Below are 18947 nucleotides of genomic sequence, written 5' to 3'. Positions count from 1 at the left end.
CGACCGCCGCCGGTGCGCGCCTGTGCCTGGCCGGGGTCGCCGCGGCCGGTGGAGCGCCCGGAGAGCGGCGGCCCACGGACGGCGTCGAACTCGGTCTGTACGAAACGGCGTTCCTGGCCGGAGGCCGTACGCGCGCTCGGCGAGCGGCTGGTGGCCGCCGGGCTCGGGGTTCCGGCGGCGGCACGCGAACGGCTCGCGGCGGGGGTGCGGCAGGTGCGCGGCGCCACCGGGCTGACGTTGGCGATGGCGGTGGCCACCGTCGCCCTGAACGGGTCGGTCCGTGCGCCGGACGGCACGCCCGCGCTGCTCTGGTACGTGCTGCCGCTGCTGCTGACGGGGGCGTGCTGGTCGGTGGCGCGCGTCGAGGTCTATCCGTACACGCGGTGGGCGGCCCCGGCCGGGCAGGAGGCGCTCCGGGGGATACCCCGGGACGCGCCGCCGCTGTCGGCCCTGGCCGCCCGTGGGCCGCGCACGCCGCGCGACCCCGCGATACGGGCGCTGCTGCGTCAGGCCAGGCCCGCGACCAGGTCGGCGATCTCGCGGCGCCGGCCGGTGTAGAAGGGAACTTCCTCGCGGACGTGCAGGCGGGCCTCGGAGGCGCGCAGGTGCCGCATGAGGTCGACGATCCGGTACAGCTCGTCGGCCTCGAAGGCCAGGATCCACTCGTAGTCGCCGAGCGAGAAGGACGCGACGGTGTTCGCCCGCACGTCGGGGTAGCCACGGGCCATCTTGCCGTGGTCGGCGAGCATCCGGCGGCGGTCCTCGTCCGGCAGCAGGTACCAGTCGTAGGAGCGCACGAAGGGATAGACGCTGACCCACTCGCGCGGCGTCTCATCGGCGAGGAAGGCCGGAACATGCGACTTGTTGAACTCCGCCGGGCGGTGCAGCGCCATGTTGGACCACACCGGCTCCACCGCGCGCCCCAGCTTCGTGCGGCGGAAGAGGTTGTACGCCTCCTGCAACTCCTCGGCCGTCTCCGCGTGCCACCAGATCATCAGATCGGCGTCGGCCCGCAGCCCCGAGACGTCATAGGTCCCGCGGATCGTGATGTCCTTGGCGGCGAGCTGCGCGAACAGCTCCTCGACCTCGTCCGCGTACCCGCCGCGGTCCTCGGGCAGGGTGTCGCGCAGTCGGAACACCGACCAGAGCGTGTAGCGAATGACCTCGTTGAGGTCCTTGGCCTTCTTCCCCGCGTTGGGGGCCTTCGCCGACGTGGCGTCGGCGGAATCGGAAGCGCGGTCGGCAGTCGAGTCGGTCATACCCCCCATTCTCCCGCGCCCCCCGACGCTCTCGGCACCAGGGTCCCCCACGACGCCCGCGGGGCCACCCGGCGCGGAGCCGTTCAGCCCCGCGGCAGCAGCTCGGCCGCGGCGCGGTGGGCGCCCGCGATGCAGGCGGGGATGCCGACGCCGTCGTACGCGGCGCCGCAGGCGGCCAGGGCGGGGAGCTTGGTGAGGTGTTCGCGGACGCGGGCGACGCGGGCGAGGTGGCCGACCGGGTACTGGGGCAGACCCGCGGTCCAGCGGGTGACGCGGGCGGCGATCGGGGCGGCGCGCAGGCCCACGGCGGCCTCCAGGTCGTCGCGGGAGAGGCGGACGAGGTCGGTGTCGTCCCAGGCGAGGTCCGCCTCGTCGCCGTGGCGGCCGATGGAGGTGCGCAGGACGACGGTGTCGCCGCCTGCCTCGCCGAGCCAGCCCCATTTACGGCTGGAGAAGGTGGACGCCTTGATGGTGCGGCCGTCGACCGGCGGGACGAGGAAGCCGCTGCTGTTGGGCAGCCGTGTCATCTCACGGCGGCGGAAGGCCATGGTGACCAGCGCCATGCCCGCGTATTCGACGGTGTCCAGTTCGGCCGCGGCGGCGGGCGACTCGGCGGTGAGCAGCCGGGCCGCGGTCGGCGCGGGCACGGCGAGCACCACGGCGTCGGCCTCCAGCGCGCGGCCGTCGAGGCCGACCTGCCAGCCGTGCGGGGTGCGCCGCAGCTCGCGTACGGGCGCGTCGGTCTCGATGGTGACGCCCGCGGCGCGGCACGCCTCGGCGACCGCGAGCGGCAGCCGTCCGACGCCGCCGCGGATGCCGTTGAAGACCGGTCCCGCGCCGCCCGCCCTGGCCGCGGCCCGGCGCTGGATGTCGCGGGCCGCCTCGATCAGGGAGCGCCCGGTGCGCATGGCCTCGAAGAGCTGCGGCACCGCGGCGCGCAGCGAGATCTCGTAGGCGTTGCCCGCGTAGACGCCGCCGAGCAGTGGTTCGACGAGCCGGTCCACGACCTCGTGGCCGAGCCGGGCGGCGACGAAGGCGCCGACCGCGACATCGTCGCCGAGTTCGGTGCGCGGCAGTACGTGGTCCAGCGGGAGCCTGGCGAGACCGGCGGCGGACAGCACACCGGACGAGGCGAGCGGCCCGAGGTCGCCGGGCACGCCCATGACGTGTCCCTTGGGCATGGGCCGCAGCTTGCCGCGGGTCCACAGCGCGGCGCCGAGCACCGCGGGCGGCTCCAGGTCGTCGCCGAGCCCGACCTCGCGGGCCAGGGCGATCGCCTCGGGGCGGCGGGCCAGCATCGACTCGGCGCCGAGGTCGACCGGCACCCCGGCGATCTCGTCGGCGTACAGCTTGCCGCCCAGCCGCGACGACGCCTCCAGCAGCGTGACGCGGACGCCCGCGCCCGCCAGCCGGTGCGCCGCGGCGAGTCCGGAGATTCCGCCGCCGATGACGATCGCGTGTTCAGGAGCGCCCGTGCCGTTGTGCGTCTGGCTCATGCGTCCACTGTCTCAGACTCCGTTCCGAGTTCCGAACGTGATCCCATCGCTACCGCGGGACCGCAACCCGGCGCGGACCGTCCACGTCCAACTGTCACTACAGGTCACTAGGCGGGCCTCACGAGGCTCGCACCTGGGGGGAATTGACGTGAGGACACACAGACCCGGAGCGCCGCGCACCGGGCGCGCGCACCACGCCGGCCGGCGCGGACGGCGGCGGCTGGCCGCCGTCCCTGCCGTGCTGCTGCTGGCCGCCTCGCTCGCGGTCGCCGGGTGCAGCAGCGAAAGCGGCGGCGCTTCCGACAAGGCCGCCGCCCCGGCGGCCCGCGGCCAGGACGACAGCGGCAGCGACTCGATGAAGAACGGCGGCAGCGGTACGGACGCCGGGAACGCGCCTTCCGGTACGCCCGGTTCCGCGTCGGACAAGGCCGCCACCACCGGCAACAACGCCAAGCCGTCCGCGCCCAGCTACCTCGTCCGTACGGCGCACCTGACCGTCCGCACCCCGAAGGTGGGCGACGCGCTCGACAAGGCCCGCGCGATGGTCGCCGACGCGGGCGGTTACGGGGGCACCGAGGACACCTCGGTCGACGCCGGGGGCCACGAGCAGTCGACGATCCAGCTCCGGGTGCCGCCCGCGGCGTACTACGGTCTGCTGACCCGGCTGGCCGGGCTCGGCACGCTGATGGAGCGCAAGGTCGGCGTCGAGGACGTCACCGGCCAGGTGGTCGACGTACAGAGCCGGATCAAGTCGCAGCAGGCCAGTGTGGCCCGGGTGCGCAAGCTGATGGACCAGGCGGGCTCGCTCAGCGACGTGGTGTCGCTGGAGCGCGAACTGAGCACCCGCGAGGCCGACTTGGAGTCCCTCCAGGCGCAGCAGGCGGCACTGCGGGAGCGGACGGATCTGGCCACGGTGACGCTGCGGCTGGTCGAGCCGCCGGTGAAGCACGTCGCGGCGAAGCCGAAGCCGAAGCACGAGGACGGTTTCTGGACGCAGGTCGGCCACGCGCTGGGCGGCGGCTGGCACGCCTTCTACGTGACGATCCGCGGTGTGCTGGTCGTCCTGTCGGCCGTGCTGCCGTTCCTGGTGGTCGCGCTGGCCGGCTTCATCGGCTACCGGCTGGTGCGCCGCCGCTGGCCCCGGCAGGAGCCGCCGACGATGGCGCCGCGCCCCTGGAGCCCGTCCTCGTACGCGCCGATCCACCCGCAGCGCACGCCCTCCACGGCTCCGGCGGGTACGGACGCGCCGGAGCGTGCGGAGGAGCCGCCGACGGACTGAGCCGTCACACCTCGGTCGAGGTGTGCACGAAGTCGACGAGACGGGTGAGAGCGTCCGGGTCGGTGCTGGGCAGGACACCGTGGCCGAGGTTGAACACATGGCCGGTGGCCGGGGCCGCGTCCAGCACCTCCCGGGCCTTCGCCTCGACGGCCGCCGTCGGGGCGAAGAGCACCGACGGGTCGAGGTTGCCCTGGAGCGCCTTGCCGGGACCGACCCGACGGCCCGCCTCGTCCAGCGGCACCCGCCAGTCGACGCCGACGACGTCCGCGCCCGCCTCGCCCATCAGACCGAGCAGTTCGCCGGTGCCGACGCCGAAGTGAATGCGCGGGACGCCGTAGTCCTCGACCGCGTCGAAGACCTTCACCGACGCGGGCATCGCGTAGCGCCGGTAGTCGACGGGCGCGAGCGCCCCCACCCACGAGTCGAAGACCTGGACGGCGCTCGCGCCCGCCTCGATCTGCACCTTCAGGAAGCCCACGGTGATGTCGGCGAGCAGGTCCAGCAGGTCACGCCACAGCTCGGGGTCGCCGTACATCAGCGCCTTGGTCCGCTCGTGGTTGCGCGACGGGCCGCCTTCCACGAGGTAGCTGGCCAGCGTGAAGGGCGCGCCCGCGAATCCGATCAGTGGCGTCTCGCCGAGTTCGGCCGTCAGCAGGCCGATCGCCTCGGTGACGTAACCGACGTCCTCGGGCTCCAGCGCCCGCAGCCGCTTCAGGTCCTCCCGCGTACGGATCGGGTCCGCCACCACCGGGCCCACGCCGGGCTTGATGTCGAGGTCGATCCCGATCGCCTTGAGCGGCACCACGATGTCGCTGAAGTAGACCGCCGCGTCGACCTTGTGCCGCCGCACCGGCTGCATCGTGATCTCGGCGATGAGGTCGGGCCGCGTGCACGAGTCCAGCATCGCGATGCCCTCGCGAATCTTCAGGTACTCGGGCAGCGAACGCCCGGCCTGCCGCATGAACCACACCGGCGTATGCGGCACGGGCTCGCGCCGACAGGCGCGGATGAACGGGGAAGCAGCGGTCTGCTGGTGCGCACTCACGCCGAGAATCCTCCCACGTCTCCCCCACCACCCCCACCAAGGGGGCTGCGCCCCTAGCACACGTCCGCGCGCTGGGGTTCGCCCCCAGGGTGCGTCTACGCGAGGGGCTGCGCCCCTACAGCACCGCTGCGCAGGTGGGTTCGCCGGTGGGGTGCGTTTGCGTGAGGGGCTGCGCCCCTGCGGCCCCGCTGCGCAGGTGGGTTCGCCGGTAGCCAGCGAGCCAAAGGCGGCGCCGGTGTCGAAAGCGACGATGAGCAGGGAGCGAGGAACGAGCGACCGTCGAAGAGGAGCGTCGACACCGGATCTAAGCCGCCGGAGGCGAGAGGGCGGCAAAAAAAGGGAATCGCGGTGAGCTCACACAAGACGGCTCCCACCCACGCTCCCCCGTAACGCTGACCCCACGCAAGAGCGCACCCCGGACGTTCACCCCCTCCCACCCCCGGCCCCCCCGTAACGCTGACCCCACGCAAGAGCGCCCCCCTTGACGTTCACCCCACAGCCACCCCAGCGGCGAACCCCGCCGCGCAGTCGGGGGGTTGGGGGCGCGCGGCAGGCGCAAGGGTGCTCCTCGCGGGGAGCGGGAACGCGCCCCGAAGGGCAATAAGGGTGTTGTTCCGAGCCCGGAGGGCATCGGCGGCTTAGTCTTCCGGGCATGGCAGCGGTTCACGGGCACCTCGGCGACGGCAGTGACGACGTCCCCCTCCCCTTTCGGCGCTCGGTGGACACCCTGCGCTCGGTGCGGGTGAGGCCGGAGGTCAGGATCGAGGAGACGGCCGCGCCGAAGCGGCTGGCGTCGTACGCGTACGCGCTGGAGGCGACGGTGCTGGCGGACGGCGAGGAGCTGGCCGACGGGCGGTTGGTGCTGCTGCACGAGCCGGACGGGCACGAGGCGTGGCACGGCGCGTTCCGCCTGGTGACGTTGGTGCGGGCCGAGTTGGAGCCGGAGATGGCGGGGGATCCGCTGTTGCCCGAGGTGAGCTGGTCCTGGCTGACCGGGGCGCTGGCGGCGCGCGGAGCGGCGTACAACGACCCGAGCGGTACGGTCTCGCGGGCGTCGTCGCACTACTTCGGCGCGCTGGCGGACCGGGTGGACGACACGCAGATCGAGATCCGGGCGTCGTGGACGCCGAGGGAGCGGGCGGGGGGCGCGCCCGAGGTGGCGGCGCACCTGGCGGCCTGGTGCGATCTGCTGTGCGCGTGCGCGGGTCTGCCGCCGTCGGAGGGCCCGGAGCCGTTGGTGCGCGGGGGCAGCGGCGTGGTGCCGATGCCGAAGCGCCGTACCTGAGTCCGTCGGACCGCTTCCGTAGCCCGGCGTACCGCCCCGGCCTGCGGTGACGTCACGCGCCCCCGATGGCGCGCCCCCGCGCACTCCCCGGCGTATCGCGCGGCGCACTCACTTCTCGCATGTTCGATTTCTCGTCCGAATTGCCGGAAATGATCCTCAATAAATCGTGATCTTTCCCTAAAGGCCGGAGCAATTGCTGCCGAAGGAGATTGTGACCGTTTCAGTCCCCTTTGCCACAGGAGGCCCGGTGTCCGTTCTTCTCGAGCAGCCCACGAGCCTGGTCGCCTACCGCCCCAGCAAGCCGACGGCCATGGTCGTCGTAGCCGACCCCCGCGTCCGCTCCACTGTCACCCGACACCTGTGGGCTCTCGGGGTTCGCGACGTGATCGAGGCCTCGTCCATCGCCGAGGCCCGTCCCCGGGTCGGTAACCCCCGCGACATCTGCGTCGCCGATGTCCATCTCCCCGACGGCTCCGGCCTCACCCTGCTCGCCGAGACCCGCGCGGCAGGCTGGCCCAACGGCCTCGCACTCTCCGCCGCCGACGACATCGGCGCCGTGCGCAACGCGCTTGCCGGGGGGGTGAAGGGCTATGTCGTGACCGGCACCCGCAACAGCCCCGGCGGTCTCGCCACCCGGCCGGGACTGGCGCCGCTGGGCGCCACCGCGGCCCGTATGCAGCGCCGCCCGCCGGGCGCCCCCGGCCACCCCAGCGGCTACCGCGAGCTGTCCGGCCGCGAGGTCGAGGTCCTGCGGCTGGTCGCGGAAGGCCAGTCGAACAAGGCGATCGGCGTCTCCATGGGCCTTTCGGCGCTGACCGTCAAGAGCCACCTCGCCCGGATCGCCAGGAAGCTGGGCACCGGGGACCGCGCCGGCATGGTCGCGGTGGCCCTGCGCACCGGAATCATCCACTGAGGCCCCGGCCGTGAGCGACCCCCGGCGGAACGTTCCGCCGGGGGTCGTTTCGTATACGCGCGCCCGTGTCCGCGCGTACGCCCGCCGTATACGCGCGCGCGTCGGCCGTCGTGGCGGTGCCGCGGCCCCGGCGCTCAGGGACCCGGCGGCGACGTACCGTACGCCCTGTCCGTTGGATCTCCACCTGACACGCCGTACCCGGCTACCCTTAACAAGTGACCGACGCCAGAGAGACCGCAACCCAAGCAGGCCCGGCGCCGGTCCCGCTGCTGGACCCGCGCGAGGGAATCCCGCCGGTGACCGCCAGCCCGGAGGCTCTCGCAGATGTCGTCGCGGCTTTCGCCGCGGGTTCCGGTCCGGTCGCCGTCGATGCCGAGCGCGCCTCCGGCTACCGCTACGGGCAGCGGGCCTATCTGGTCCAGTTGCGCCGCGCCGGAGCAGGGACCGCGCTGATCGACCCCACGGGATGCCCCGACCTGTCCACCCTGGGCGACGCCCTGACCGGCACCGAGTGGGTGCTGCACGCCGCCACCCAGGATCTGCCGTGCCTGTCCGAGATCGGCATGCACCCCACCTCGCTGTTCGACACCGAACTGGCCGGGCGGCTGGCCGGGTTCGCCCGGGTCGGCCTCGGCGCGATGGTGGAGAACGTGCTGGGCTTCGCGCTGGAGAAGGGCCACTCGGCGGTGGACTGGTCCACCCGCCCGCTGCCCGACCCGTGGCTGCGGTACGCCGCGCTCGACGTCGAGCTGCTGGTGGATCTGCGCGACGCGCTGGAGGAGGAGCTGCGCACCCAGGGGAAGCTGGAGTGGGCGCTCCAGGAATTCGCGGCCATCGCCGCCGCCCCGCCGGCCGCGCCGCGCGTCGACCCCTGGCGCAGGACCTCGGGCATGCACAAGGTGCGGCGGCGTCGGCAGATCGCCGTGGTGCGCGAGCTGTGGCTGGCGCGCGACCGTACCGCCCGTGAGCGGGACGTCTCCCCCGGCCGGGTGCTCAGCGACGCCGCGATCGTGACGGCGGCGCTGGAGAGCCCGCCGAACGCGCACGCGCTGGCCGCCCTGCCCGGTTTCGGGCACCGGATGGGCCGCCGCCAGCTCGACCAGTGGCAGTCCGCGATCGACCGGGCGCGCGCGCTGCCCGAGCGGGAGCTGCCGCAGCCCGCCGCCGCGTACACCGGCCCCCCGCCGCCGCGCGCCTGGGCGGACAAGGACCCGGTCGCCGCCGCCCGGCTCTCCGCGGCGCGCGCCGCGGTGAGCGCGCTGGCCGAGGAGCTGAATCTCCCCCAGGAGAATCTGATCACCCCGGACACCGTGCGTCGGCTGTGCTGGGCGCCTCCGGCGAACGCGAGCGAGGAGGTCGTGGCCGCCCAGCTCGCGGACATGGGCGCCCGCCCGTGGCAGGTCGAGCTGACCACCCCGCTGCTGACGGTCGCGCTGACCGCCCGCCCGGCGGACCCGCCCCCGGGCGAATAGCCCGCCGGGGCCGGTGGCCCGTCCGCAGTCGGCGGTTCCCCATCCGTGGTCCTGCGTCGGTGGTCCGCCGCCGGTGGTTCCGTGTCGAACGGCCGACCCGCCCGCGGCGCTCCCTCAGGCTCTCCCCCACAGGGGTAACCTTCGGTAACATCCGTGCGATGTGAGCTGCGCCGCTTCCGCGAGGGAAGCTGTGCACATGAGTTACCGACGAGTAGCATGTGAGGCGAGCCGTAGGAAGCGTGCTTCAGCGCCGCGTTCCACATCGTCGAAGAGGGAGACCCACCGTGCCTCGTACCGGAAGGGACGTCGTATTCGTTGACGGCGTCCGCACCCCGTTCGGCAAAGCGGGCCCGAAGGGCATGTATCACGAGACCCGGGCCGACGACCTGGTGATCAAGTGCATCCGGGAGCTGCTGCGGCGCAACCCGGATCTGGACCCGGCGCGGATCGACGAGGTCGCGGTCGCCGCGACCACGCAGATCGGCGACCAGGGCCTCACCCTGGGCCGGACGGCGGGCATCCTCGCCGGGCTGCCGACCACCGTGCCCGGTTTCTCCGTCGACCGGATGTGCGCGGGCGCGATGACCGCCGTGACGACCACGGCCGGCGGCATCGCCTTCGGCGCGTACGACGTCGTGGTGGCCGGCGGCGTCGAGCACATGGGACGGCACCCGATGGGCGAGGGCGTCGACCCCAACCCGCGGTTCGTCTCGGAGAAGCTCGTCGACGAGTCGGCGATGTTCATGGGCATGACCGCGGAGAATCTGCACGACCGCTTCCCGCAGCTCACCAAGGCGCGCGCCGACGAATTCGCCGTCCGCAGCCAGGAGAAGGCCGCGAAGGCGTACGCCAACGGCCGGATCCAGCAGGACCTGGTGCCGATCGCGATCCGCCGCACCACCCCCGAGGCCGGGGAGACCGGCTGGGGCCTGGCGACGGCGGACGAGCCGATGCGGCCGGGCACCACGCTGGAGCAGCTCGCGGGCCTCAAGACCCCCTTCCGCCCGCACGGCCGGGTCACCGCGGGTAACGCGGCCGGTCTCAACGACGGCGCCACCGCCTCGCTGCTCGCCGCGGAGGACGTCGCCAGGGAGCTGGACCTGCCGGTACGGATGCGCCTGGTCTCGTACGCCTTCGCGGGTGTCGAGCCCGAGGTGATGGGCATCGGCCCGATCCCGGCGACCGAGAAGGCGCTGGCCAAGGCCGGTCTGTCGATCGGCGACATCGGCCTGTTCGAGATCAACGAGGCGTTCGCCGTCCAGGTGCTCTCGCTGCTCGACCACTACGGCATCGCCGACGACGACCCGCGGGTCAACCAGTACGGCGGCGCCATCGCCTACGGCCACCCGCTGGCCTCCTCCGGTGTGCGGCTGATGACGCAGCTCGCCCGGCAGTTCGAGGAGCAGCCGCACGTGCGCTACGGCATCACCACCATGTGCGTCGGCTTCGGCATGGGCGGCACGGTCATCTGGGAGAACCCCCACTTCGACGGAGGCACCAAGTGAGCAGCACCACCGAGCTGTTGAAGGGGGCGGCCGAGCGGTTCCCCGGCGAGGTCGTCACCCAGGCCCAGGTGCGGCACCTGGAGCTGCCGGGCGCGGGCCGTTTCGCGCTGATCACGCTGGACAACGGCCTGGACCACACCAAGCCGACCACCTTCGGTCCGCAGTCGCTGGCCCACCTCGACGCGGCGCTCGACCAGGTCGAGAAGGAGGCGGCGGAGGGCGCGATCACCGGCGTCGGCATCACCGGCAAGCCGTTCATCTTCGCGGTCGGCGCCGACCTCAAGGGCGTCGAGGTGCTCAGGACACGCGACGAGGCGCTGACCATCGGCAGGAGCGGTCACGAGGTCTTCAAGCGGCTCCAGTCCCTGGCCGTGCCGACCTTCGCGTACTACAACGGCGCGGCCATGGGCGGCGGTGTCGAGGTCGGTCTGCACTGCACCTACCGCACGGTGTCGGCCTCGCTGCCCGCCTTCTCGCTCCCCGAGGTCTTTCTCGGCCTGGTGCCCGGCTGGGGCGGCTGCGTACTGCTGCCGAACCTGATCGGCGCGGACCGCGCGGTCACCGTCATCATCGAGAACTCGCTCAACCAGAACCGTCAGCTCAAGGGCGCCCAGGTGTACGAACTGGGCATCGCCGACGCGCTGTTCGAGGCGGCGGACTTCCTGGAGCAGTCGCTGGCCTGGACCGCGGCCGTCCTCAAGGGCGAGCTGGAGGTGGACCGGGCCGAGGTGGACCGCGGCGAGGCGTGGGACCAGGCCGTGGCCCGCGGCCGGGCCGTCGCGGACAGCAAGGTGCACGGAGCGGCCCCTGCCGCGTACCGCGCGCTGGACATCATCGCCGCGGCGAAGAACGGCGATCTGCGGCAGGGCTTCGACGCCGAGGACGCGGCGCTGGCCGACCTCATCATGGGCGGCGAACTGCGCAGCGGCATCTACGCCTTCAACCTGGTGCAGAAGCGCGGCAAGCGCCCGGCGGGCGCGCCCGACAAGTCGCTGGCCCGCCCGGTGTCCAAGGTCGGCGTGGTCGGCGCGGGCCTGATGGCCTCGCAGCTCGCGCTGCTCTTCGCCCGCCGCCTGGAGGTGCCGGTCGTGCTGACCGACATCGACCAGGCGCGGATCGACAAGGGCGTGGGTTACGTCCACGGCGAGATCGACAAGCTGCTCGCCAAGGGGCGCGTGGGCCAGGACAAGGCCAACCGCCTCAAGGCGCTGGTCTCCGGTCACCTGGACAAGGCGACCGCCTTCGGCGACGCGGACTTCGTCATCGAGGCCGTCTTCGAGGAGATGGGCGTCAAGCAGCAGGTCTTCGCGGAGCTGGAGGCGGTGGTGCGCCCGGACGCGATCCTGGCCACCAACACCTCCTCGCTGTCGGTCTCCGAGATGGCCTCGAAGCTGGAGCACCCGGAGCGGGTCGTCGGCTTCCACTTCTTCAACCCGGTCGCGGTGCTGCCGCTGCTGGAGATCGTCCGCGCCGAGCGGACCGACGACGCGTCGCTGGCCACCGCCTTCGGCGTGGCGAAGAAGCTGAAGAAGACCGCGGTGCTGGTCAAGGACGCCCCGGCGTTCGTCGTCAACCGCATCCTGACCCGCTTCATGGGCGAGATCCAGAACGTCATCGACGAGGGCACGCCGGTCGCCGTCGCGGAGAAGGCCGTCGAGCCGCTCGGCCTGCCGATGTCGCCGCTGGTGCTGCTCGAACTGGTCGGCCCGGCCATCGGTCTGCACGTCTCCGAGACGCTGCACGGCGCCTTCCCCGACCGCTTCACCGTCTCGGAGAATCTGGCGGCCGTGGTCAAGGCGGGCAAGCGCGGCTTCTACGTCTACGACTCCGGCGTGCCGGAGCTGGACCCCGAGGTCGCCGCGCTGCTCAAGCAGGGCGACTCGGTGCTCACCGAGGCGCAGGTGCGCGACCGGGTGCTGGACGCCGTCGCGCAGGAGATCGGCCTGATGCTGGACGAGGGCGTGGTGGCCGAGGCGCAGGACATCGACCTGTGCCTGATCACCGGCGCGGGCTGGCCCTTCCACCTGGGCGGCGTCACCCCGTACCTGGACCGCGAGGGCGTGTCCCAGCGGGTGAACGGCAAGCCGTTCCTGGCGCCTGGCGTGGCGAGCGTCCCCGCCTAGGACGGACGCGGCGAAGCGCCGGACAGCCCCGATGTCAGGGGGCCGTCCGGCGCTTCGCCGTTCCGGCTCAGCTCACGCGGGTCCCGGCGCGGCTCACTTCTTCGGCACGGTCGTGCACAGCGCCACCGTCAGGTCCCGTACCAGCGCCTTGCGTTCGTAGTCGTCGAGCTGGACGAGGCCGCGCTCGGTGATGCCGCGGACGGTCTCGGCGACGGTGGCCAGGACGTCGTCGAGTACGGCTCTGCGGTGTTTGGCGTCCAGCGCGGCGATCTGGGCGCGCCGCATGGCCGCGGCGACCTCGGGGGCGTAGTCGAGGCGGACCGGGGTGGCCGAGAAGACCTCGATGCCGACCGGGCGCTGGTCGGCGGCGATCAGCTTGGTGAGGTGGTCGCCGAGCCGTTCGCTGTCGCGCAGGGTGGGCGCGGCGCCCCGGAAGTCGTCGGCCGGGTGCCGGGAGACGGCCAGCGCGACGGCGGCCTCGACCTGCTCGCGCAGGAAGAGGTTGTGGTCGTCGACGGCGAAGGCCGCCTTGGCGGTGTCCCTGACCCGCCACACCAGCAGGACGCTGAGCTGGAGCGGGGTGCCGTTGGCGTCGACCGCGTCGATCGGGCGGCTGCGCCAGTGCCGCAGGGACACGTCGAGCCTGCGGCGGGTGAGCAGCGGGCTGATCCAGAGCAGGCCGGTGCGGCGGACCGTGCCGCGGTAGGAGCCGTGCCGGGTGAGCACCCAGACGCTGCCGTTGCGGCCTCTGGTGAGGCCGCCCGCGGCGAAGGCGGCGACCGCGGCGAGCAGCAGGACGCCGCTCCACAGGCCGCTGGCGGAGCCGCCGCCGGGCGGGGGCGGCAGCAGGGGGCGGCCGGCCACGTCGGCGGGCAGGACGCCGGCGCGCCACAGCAGCCAGCAGACGCCGACGGTCGCGGCGAGCACGACGGCGGTCGCGGTCCAGCCGGGCAGGCAGGGCCCCGGCCGTTCGACGAGCTCCGGCGGGGCGGCGGGGGCGGGGTGGACTTCGGTGCCGCCGCTGTGGGCGGCCGGGCGGGTCTGCTCCGGCAGCCCCGTCCCGGCGGCGGTGGAAGATGTCGTCACGTGAACAGTCGTCTCCAGGTCTCGGGGCCGGGGTAGCCGTCCGCGTCGCGCCCGGTCCAGCCCAGGGACCGCTGGAACGCCTCGACATTGCGCCGGTCTGCCTCGCCCCATGTACGGCTGGGGCCCACCGTGTAGTTCTTGCCGAAGCCCTTGGCGACGAGCCGTTTGCCGAGGGCGAGTACCGAGTCGTTGGTCTGGCCGGGCCGGAAGGCGCCCGCGCCGGGGTAGGCCGGGACCTTGGCGGGGGTGCCGCCGGAGGCCCGCGGGGCGCCGGAGATGTCGCGGCCCTTGTCCTGGACGAGGTACGACCAGGTCGTGGGGCCGGGCAGCCCGTCCGCGTCGCTGCCCGACCAGCCCTGGGCGCGCTGGAAGGCGCTGGTCGCGCCGCGGTCGGACTCGCTCCACTTCGGTCCGGGACCGACCTTGTAGTACGAGCTGGCGCCGCGGCCGACCAGCATGGTGCCGAGCCGGGTGACGTTGGCGTTGTCGGCGCCGGGGCCGAAGGCGGACGTGCCGGGGAAGGCCGTGGAACCCGACGACGACCCACCGGACCCCGATCCCGAACTGCTGCCACCCGCCAGATACTTGTACCGGTAGGGAATGTATTTCCCGGAATTGGACCAGTATGCGTACGGCGTGGTCTGGACCCGGGTGGCCGGGACCGTCTGCTCGTAGCCGGTGTACGCGGTGTGCGCGTCGTCCACCCAGCCGTCGAAGATGACCGTGTGCGACCCGTGTTCGGGGTCGGCGGCGTTGTGGAAGAGCAGGATGTCACCGGGCATCAGCTCGTCCTTGGTGATCCGGACGCCGTAGCCGGCCAGACTGCCGGTCCAGGCGCTGCTGCCCAGACCCCAGGCCATGGAGACGAAGCCGGAGCAGTCCTGCCGGTACCCGTCCTTCCAGTACGCGGTCATGCTGTACGGCACCTTGGCGTCCGCCCAGGTGCGGGCGCGCTGGATGATCTGGTCGCGGGTGAGCCGCAGGGGGGTGGCGGCCGGGACCGTGGCGGGGGCGGCGGCGAGCGCGGCGTGGCCCGTGGTGAAGGCGGTGGCCTCCGACGGCAGCGGCACGGCGGCGACCGCTCCGGCGGCGCTGCCCAGCGCGGTGCCCGCGGCGGCGGCCACGACCACCACACGGGTCGTCGCGCCGGTGGCCGGTCCACCGGTGTCGCGCGCCATCGAGTCGGTGAGGCGCCGTCGGGCGCACTCCTCGCAACCGCAGGCGGGCAGCGGTTCGACGTCATCGAACACCGGTATGGACATGCGCACCACTCCTCCGTGATCGGGTGTCACATGCCTTCAGTACCCGATTTCGCCTAAAAGTTGACGAAATCTGACATACCGATGATTCAAGGGCACGAAACACCCGACCGCGGGGAGCGGCGGAACAGCGGAGCTACCGCGGTGCGGAAGACGGAGCGGCCGGAGAAATCCGACAGTCCGTCAGCCCAGCAGCGCGGGCGTGTCCGACGGCGTGGCCTGCACCGCGATCACGCGCTTGGCCTCGGCGAGCACCATCTTGCGCAGCTTCTGCGGGGTCAGCGTGGAGTGCACGTCCTTGACCGGCGTGCCGTTGATCTCCACCACCGGGATCGAGCCGAGGTCGGACTTCGCGAAGTCGTTCTGCGACTGCTGCACCCAGCCGTTGTGGTCGCCCTGCTCCAGGCACGGCTCGAAGGTGCTGAGCTTGATCTTCCCGGCCTTGACGGCCAGTTCCTTCAGGAAGTTCAGGTGGGTCAGCGTGTCGCTCTTCGGGTCCGGCTGGTGCTTCCAGACCTCCTTCATGAACTGCGTGAAGCGGCTCTGGTCCTGCGCGCACGCCGCCGCGTTGGCCGCGGTCTTGGAGCCCTCGCCGCCGTACTGCTGGTCGGAGGCGGTCACCAGGCGGTACTGGAGCTCCGCCTGGCCGGTCGTCAGCAACTGCGTCAGCGTGGCCTGGTACTCGTCGGCGAACGCCTTGGAGTCGGGGCTGCGCAGGTCCACGAAGATCGTGATCGTGACCGGCACGGACGGCCGCACCGGCAGGCCGAGCTTGGGGCCCGTGGGGGCGGCGCTGGGGCTGGGCGACGCGGTGTCCACCGGGCCCGTGGGCACGATGGGCGCGGCGATGACGCCCGAGGGCTCGCGCACCTTGTCGTCCTTGGTGCTGCGTACGTGCTGGCCGATCAGCGCGGACCCGCCGAAGACCACCACGATCGCGGTCGTGCCGACCGCGTAGGGCCGTACCCGGTCCAGGAGGGACTTGCGCTTGGGCTTGCTCCCCCCGTCCTTCGCACGGTCCTGGTTCCCGGGTCCCTTGGACTCCGTCATGACAACGCCACCTCGATATTGCCGCACCAGCTCTCGCGCCTTTTTACCATCGCCCCCATGCGCCACGTCCAGCCGGTCCCCCATGGGCGCCGCCGCGCCCGGCCGGTCCTGCGGCCTCGCGCGCCCAGACGACCGCGCCGTCGACCCTCGCCACCCGCCGGTAGCCGGAACCCAGCAGGTCACGCAGGGTCGGCGTGCGCGAGATCGCGTACGGGTCGCCGCGGGAGTCGTCGACCACCAGCGCGGGCGGGTGCGCGGAGAATTCCGCGCCGAAGGCACGCCAGGCGCCGGGGACCGCGTACCGCTCCCCCACCCGGACCCCGCCGCGCCCGCCGCTGAAGTTGGTGAGGAAGCCCGCGGTCAGATAGCGGCTGGCGGGCCGCCGGTCGGCGAACCAGTACGTCTCGGGGTGTATGCCCCACACCAGGACGCGGTCGTCGGGCGCGGTGTGCGCGCGGACCGCGGCGGCGACGGCGACCGCGTGGTCCAGCTCGCGGCTCGGCGCGGCCAGGTCCCAGACCAGGAATCCGGCGCAGGCCAGGACCGTCCAGCAGGTGACGACGGCGCGCAGCCGGGGCAGCGCGCGGACGGCGGCCACGCCGATCAGCACCAGCGGGGGCACCATCTGGAGGAAGTAGTGGCCGTAGAACTGGAAGCCGGAGACCACGGCGACCCCGGAGGCGGCCAGCCACACCCACAGATCGGCGGGGACCGGGCGGCGGCGCAGCGCCCAGGCGGCGCCCGCGGCCAGCAGCATTCCGGCGGCGGCCACCGCCAGGACGCTGGCGCCGCCCGCCGCCCGGCTCAGCCCGGTCAGCCAGGCGCCGCGCGGCGAGACGTACTCGGCGGAGCCGGTGACCGTCCAGAACAGGAAGCGGCCGGGTCCGGTCAGCAGGGCCACCGCGCCGACCGGCAGCGCGAAGCCGAGGCAGAGCCGCAGCGCGCCCGCGAGCGCCGGGGCGCGTCCGGCCCGCGCCGCCCGCCACAGCGTCCAGGCCACCGGGAGCAGTATCACCGCGCCGGTCTGCTTGGTCAGGGCCGCGCCCGCCACGGCCACGCCCGCCAGTCCCCAGCGGGAGCGGTCGGCGCACCAGACGGCGGCGGCTGTCCACGGGAGTATGAAGACCTCGAAGGTGGCCGCCAGGGTGTCCTCGGGCGCGAGGCCGACCGACAGCAGCAGGTATCCCGCGCCCGCCGCCGCCCCCGACCGGTCGCCCCAGCGGCGGCGGGCGACCGCGGCCAGCAGCAGCGCGGTCGCCAGGTGCGCCAGCAGCGCGGCCGTGCGCGGCGGCCACAGCGAGCCGTCGCCGAAGACCGCGAAGAGCCCCTGGTACAGCCACGGCAGCAGCGGCGGCTTGCGGTCGACCACCGTGTCGTACAGCACCCCGCCGTGCGCCAGCAGCCGCGCCTGGACGGCCAGATAGCCCTCGTCGGGATTCCACACCGGGCGGGCGAAGGACGGCAGGCGCAGCAGGACGGTGAGCGCCGCGAGCAGCGCGGCCAGCCGCGACCAGTAGCGCCGGTCGCGGCGGCCGGGGGCACCCGCGGGTACGGCCACCGGTACGGCCGGCCGCGCCGGCAGTACCGCGCTCGTCGGCTGCACTTAGCGCCCGCGGCCCAGCCTGCTGTGGGAGCGGCCGTAGCCGAAGTAGATGACGAGGCCGATCACCATCCATACGGCGAACCGGAGCCAGGTCTCCACGCTGAGGTTGAGCATCAGCCACAGGGACGCGCACACCGAGGCCACCGGCAGGACGGGCACCCAGGGGGCGCGGAAGGCGCGCGGCAGGTCGGGGCGCGTGCGGCGGAGCACGACGACGCCGATGGCGACGACGACGAACGCGAAGAGCGTCCCGACGTTGACCATCTCCTCCAGTTCGCCGACGGTGAAGAATCCGGCGATCAGCGCGACGATCACGCCGAGCAGCACCGTGGTGCGGTAGGGGGTGCCGAACTTCGGGTGCACCTGGGAGAAGGCGCGCGGCAACAGCCCGTCGCGGCTCATCGCGAAGAACACCCGGGTCTGGCCCATCAGCAGGATCATCACCACGGAGGTCAGGCCGACGGCCGCGCCGAAGCTGATCAGGCCGGACCAGAAGGGCGCGCCGACCGACTTGAAGGCGGACGCCAGCGGCGCGGTGGTGTCCAGCTCCGAGTACTTCTGCATGCCGGTGACGACGAGCGAGACCGCCACGTACAGCACGGTGCAGATCACCAGCGAGCCGAGGATGCCGCGCGGCATGTCCCGCTGTGGCTTCTTGGTCTCCTCGGCGGCGGTGGCGACGATGTCGAAGCCGATGAAGGCGAAGAAGACCACGGCGGCGGCGGAGAAGATGCCCATCACGCCGAACGAGGAAGGGGTGAAGCCGAAGATCATCTGCACCAGCGGCGCGTGCAGGTCGGAGCCGCTGCCGGTGTTGGCCTTCGACGCCGGGAGGAACGGGTGGTAGTTGCTGCCGGTGATGAAGAACAGCCCGGCGAAGATCACCAGCAGCACCACGGTCACCTTGACGGCGACGATCAGCGTCGTGACCCGCGCGGACAGCTTCATTCCGGCCATCACGATGCCGGTGAGCACCAGCACCAGCACCGCGGCCAGCAGGTCGAAGCCGAAGCCGCCGCCGTCGTGGGTGAGGACCTTGGGGATGTCGATGCCGAAGTGCGACAGCAGATTGGCCATGTAGCCGGACCAGCCGCCCGCCACCACGCCCGCGCCCAGCGCCAGTTCGAGGATCAGGTCCCAGCCGATGATCCAGGCGGGCAGTTCGCCGATGGAGGCGTAGCTGAAGGTGTACGCCGATCCGGCCACCGGCACGGTCGAGGCGAACTCGGCGTAGCAGAGCCCGGCCAGGCCGCAGACGATCGCGGAGACGATGAAGGCGAGCGCGACGGCGGGCCCCGCGTAGTCCTTGGCGACCGAGCCGGTGACCACGAAGATGCCGGTGCCGACGATGACGCCGACCCCGTAGACGATCAGGTCGAGCGCGGACAGCTCCTTGCGCAGGCCGTGTTCCGGCTCCTCGGTGTCCGCGATCGACTGTTCGATGCTCTTGGTGCGGAACACCCCCCGGGGTCGGGGGGCCGTGTCGTCACGCGTGTCGGTGTCCACCGTCACACCTCCAGATCGTCCGGCGGCCGGTCGGTTCGGCCGGTCGATTCCGTCGGTCGGCAGCCG

Annotated in this window: 15 protein-coding genes; 7 read left to right on the top strand and 8 right to left on the bottom strand. The window is 72.8% G+C overall.

Going from position 1 to position 18947, the window contains the following annotated elements:
* Positions 1 to 48: 48 nt before the first annotated feature.
* Entirely contained in the window at positions 49 to 558 is a 510-nt protein-coding gene (locus tag ABZX65_RS15200) for a hypothetical protein (protein ID WP_355338676.1), read from the top strand.
* Here ABZX65_RS15200 and hemQ read toward each other — a convergent pair.
* Together hemQ and hemG are read right to left on the bottom strand one after the other, a co-directional pair.
* Positions 507 to 1259: a hydrogen peroxide-dependent heme synthase gene (gene hemQ, locus ABZX65_RS15195; protein ID WP_355338673.1), complete on the bottom strand. Its 753-nt coding sequence runs from the start codon at positions 1257 to 1259 to the stop codon at positions 507 to 509. The genes ABZX65_RS15200 and hemQ overlap by 52 nt on opposite strands.
* Before the next feature lie 83 nt (positions 1260 to 1342).
* Positions 1343 to 2755, bottom strand: coding sequence for a protoporphyrinogen oxidase (hemG, locus tag ABZX65_RS15190; RefSeq protein WP_355338670.1), 1413 nt, complete (start codon positions 2753 to 2755; stop codon positions 1343 to 1345).
* A 148-nt stretch (positions 2756 to 2903) separates the two neighbouring features.
* Between hemG and ABZX65_RS15185 the strand changes: the two genes are divergently transcribed.
* Entirely contained in the window at positions 2904 to 4034 is a 1131-nt protein-coding gene (locus ABZX65_RS15185; protein ID WP_355338667.1) for a DUF4349 domain-containing protein, read from the top strand.
* A 4-nt stretch (positions 4035 to 4038) separates the two neighbouring features.
* On the opposite strand, the gene hemE is transcribed toward ABZX65_RS15185, so the two are convergent.
* Positions 4039 to 5079: a uroporphyrinogen decarboxylase gene (hemE, locus tag ABZX65_RS15180; RefSeq protein WP_355338664.1), complete on the bottom strand. Its 1041-nt coding sequence runs from the start codon at positions 5077 to 5079 to the stop codon at positions 4039 to 4041.
* Positions 5080 to 5731: 652 nt separating this feature from the next.
* Between hemE and ABZX65_RS15175 the strand changes: the two genes are divergently transcribed.
* The 5 genes from ABZX65_RS15175 to ABZX65_RS15155 all read left to right on the top strand — a co-directional run bounded on the left by ABZX65_RS15175 (position 5732) and on the right by ABZX65_RS15155 (position 12377).
* Complete coding sequence (locus tag ABZX65_RS15175; protein WP_188280407.1) at positions 5732 to 6364, top strand: DUF3000 domain-containing protein; 633 nt, start codon at positions 5732 to 5734, stop codon at positions 6362 to 6364.
* A gap of 247 nt (positions 6365 to 6611) precedes the next feature.
* Positions 6612 to 7277: a response regulator transcription factor gene (locus tag ABZX65_RS15170; RefSeq protein WP_188280408.1), complete on the top strand. Its 666-nt coding sequence runs from the start codon at positions 6612 to 6614 to the stop codon at positions 7275 to 7277.
* Between the two features lie 215 nt (positions 7278 to 7492).
* The gene (locus ABZX65_RS15165) at positions 7493 to 8749 is read left to right on the top strand and encodes a ribonuclease D (RefSeq protein WP_355338660.1); all 1257 of its coding nucleotides are present in this window, start codon (positions 7493 to 7495) and stop codon (positions 8747 to 8749) included.
* A 284-nt stretch (positions 8750 to 9033) separates the two neighbouring features.
* Positions 9034 to 10254: an acetyl-CoA C-acyltransferase gene (locus ABZX65_RS15160; RefSeq protein ID WP_355338657.1), complete on the top strand. Its 1221-nt coding sequence runs from the start codon at positions 9034 to 9036 to the stop codon at positions 10252 to 10254.
* Positions 10251 to 12377 carry a 3-hydroxyacyl-CoA dehydrogenase NAD-binding domain-containing protein gene (locus ABZX65_RS15155; protein ID WP_355338654.1) on the top strand — a complete coding sequence of 709 codons (2127 nt, stop codon included), beginning with the start codon at positions 10251 to 10253 and terminating at the stop codon, positions 12375 to 12377. Before ABZX65_RS15160 ends, ABZX65_RS15155 begins: the two co-directional genes overlap by 4 nt.
* A gap of 93 nt (positions 12378 to 12470) precedes the next feature.
* Here ABZX65_RS15155 and ABZX65_RS15150 read toward each other — a convergent pair whose 3' ends face one another.
* The 5 genes from ABZX65_RS15150 to ABZX65_RS15130 all read right to left on the bottom strand — a co-directional run bounded on the left by ABZX65_RS15150 (position 12471) and on the right by ABZX65_RS15130 (position 18881).
* On the bottom strand, positions 12471 to 13463 hold the full coding sequence (locus ABZX65_RS15150; protein WP_355338651.1) for an SPFH domain-containing protein: 993 nt from the start codon (positions 13461 to 13463) through the stop codon (positions 12471 to 12473).
* Positions 13460 to 14725, bottom strand: a complete 1266-nt coding sequence (locus ABZX65_RS15145; RefSeq protein WP_355338648.1) for a peptidoglycan-binding protein — start codon at positions 14723 to 14725, stop codon at positions 13460 to 13462. Before ABZX65_RS15145 ends, ABZX65_RS15150 begins: the two co-directional genes overlap by 4 nt.
* A gap of 180 nt (positions 14726 to 14905) precedes the next feature.
* A complete protein-coding gene (locus ABZX65_RS15140) occupies positions 14906 to 15772 on the bottom strand; it encodes a thioredoxin domain-containing protein (protein WP_355338645.1) in 867 nt (288 codons plus the stop codon).
* Positions 15773 to 15815: 43 nt separating this feature from the next.
* Entirely contained in the window at positions 15816 to 17276 is a 1461-nt protein-coding gene (locus tag ABZX65_RS15135) for a glycosyltransferase (RefSeq protein WP_355338803.1), read from the bottom strand.
* Between the two features lie 99 nt (positions 17277 to 17375).
* Positions 17376 to 18881, bottom strand: coding sequence for an amino acid permease (locus tag ABZX65_RS15130; protein WP_355338642.1), 1506 nt, complete (start codon positions 18879 to 18881; stop codon positions 17376 to 17378).
* Positions 18882 to 18947 lie beyond the last annotated feature (66 nt).

It is taken from the genome of Streptomyces sp. NPDC003300 (genome assembly GCF_040610915.1).
In the GTDB taxonomy this organism is placed as follows: domain Bacteria; phylum Actinomycetota; class Actinomycetes; order Streptomycetales; family Streptomycetaceae; genus Actinacidiphila.
The sequence above is the reverse complement of the archived record's forward strand: the minus strand, read 5'-3'. Positions and strand labels throughout refer to the sequence as shown.

Bases quoted from the DNA above. Each gene is read 5' to 3' on its own strand.
- hemQ (WP_355338673.1), bottom strand. From the start codon at position 1,259: ATGACCGACTCGACTGCCGACCGCGCTTCCGATTCCGCCGACGCCACG.
- hemG (WP_355338670.1), bottom strand. From the start codon at position 2,755: ATGAGCCAGACGCACAACGGCACGGGCGCTCCTGAACACGCGATCGTC.
- ABZX65_RS15175 (WP_188280407.1), top strand. From the start codon at position 5,732: ATGGCAGCGGTTCACGGGCACCTCGGCGACGGCAGTGACGACGTCCCC.
- ABZX65_RS15145 (WP_355338648.1), bottom strand. From the start codon at position 14,725: ATGTCCATACCGGTGTTCGATGACGTCGAACCGCTGCCCGCCTGCGGT.
- ABZX65_RS15140 (WP_355338645.1), bottom strand. From the start codon at position 15,772: ATGACGGAGTCCAAGGGACCCGGGAACCAGGACCGTGCGAAGGACGGG.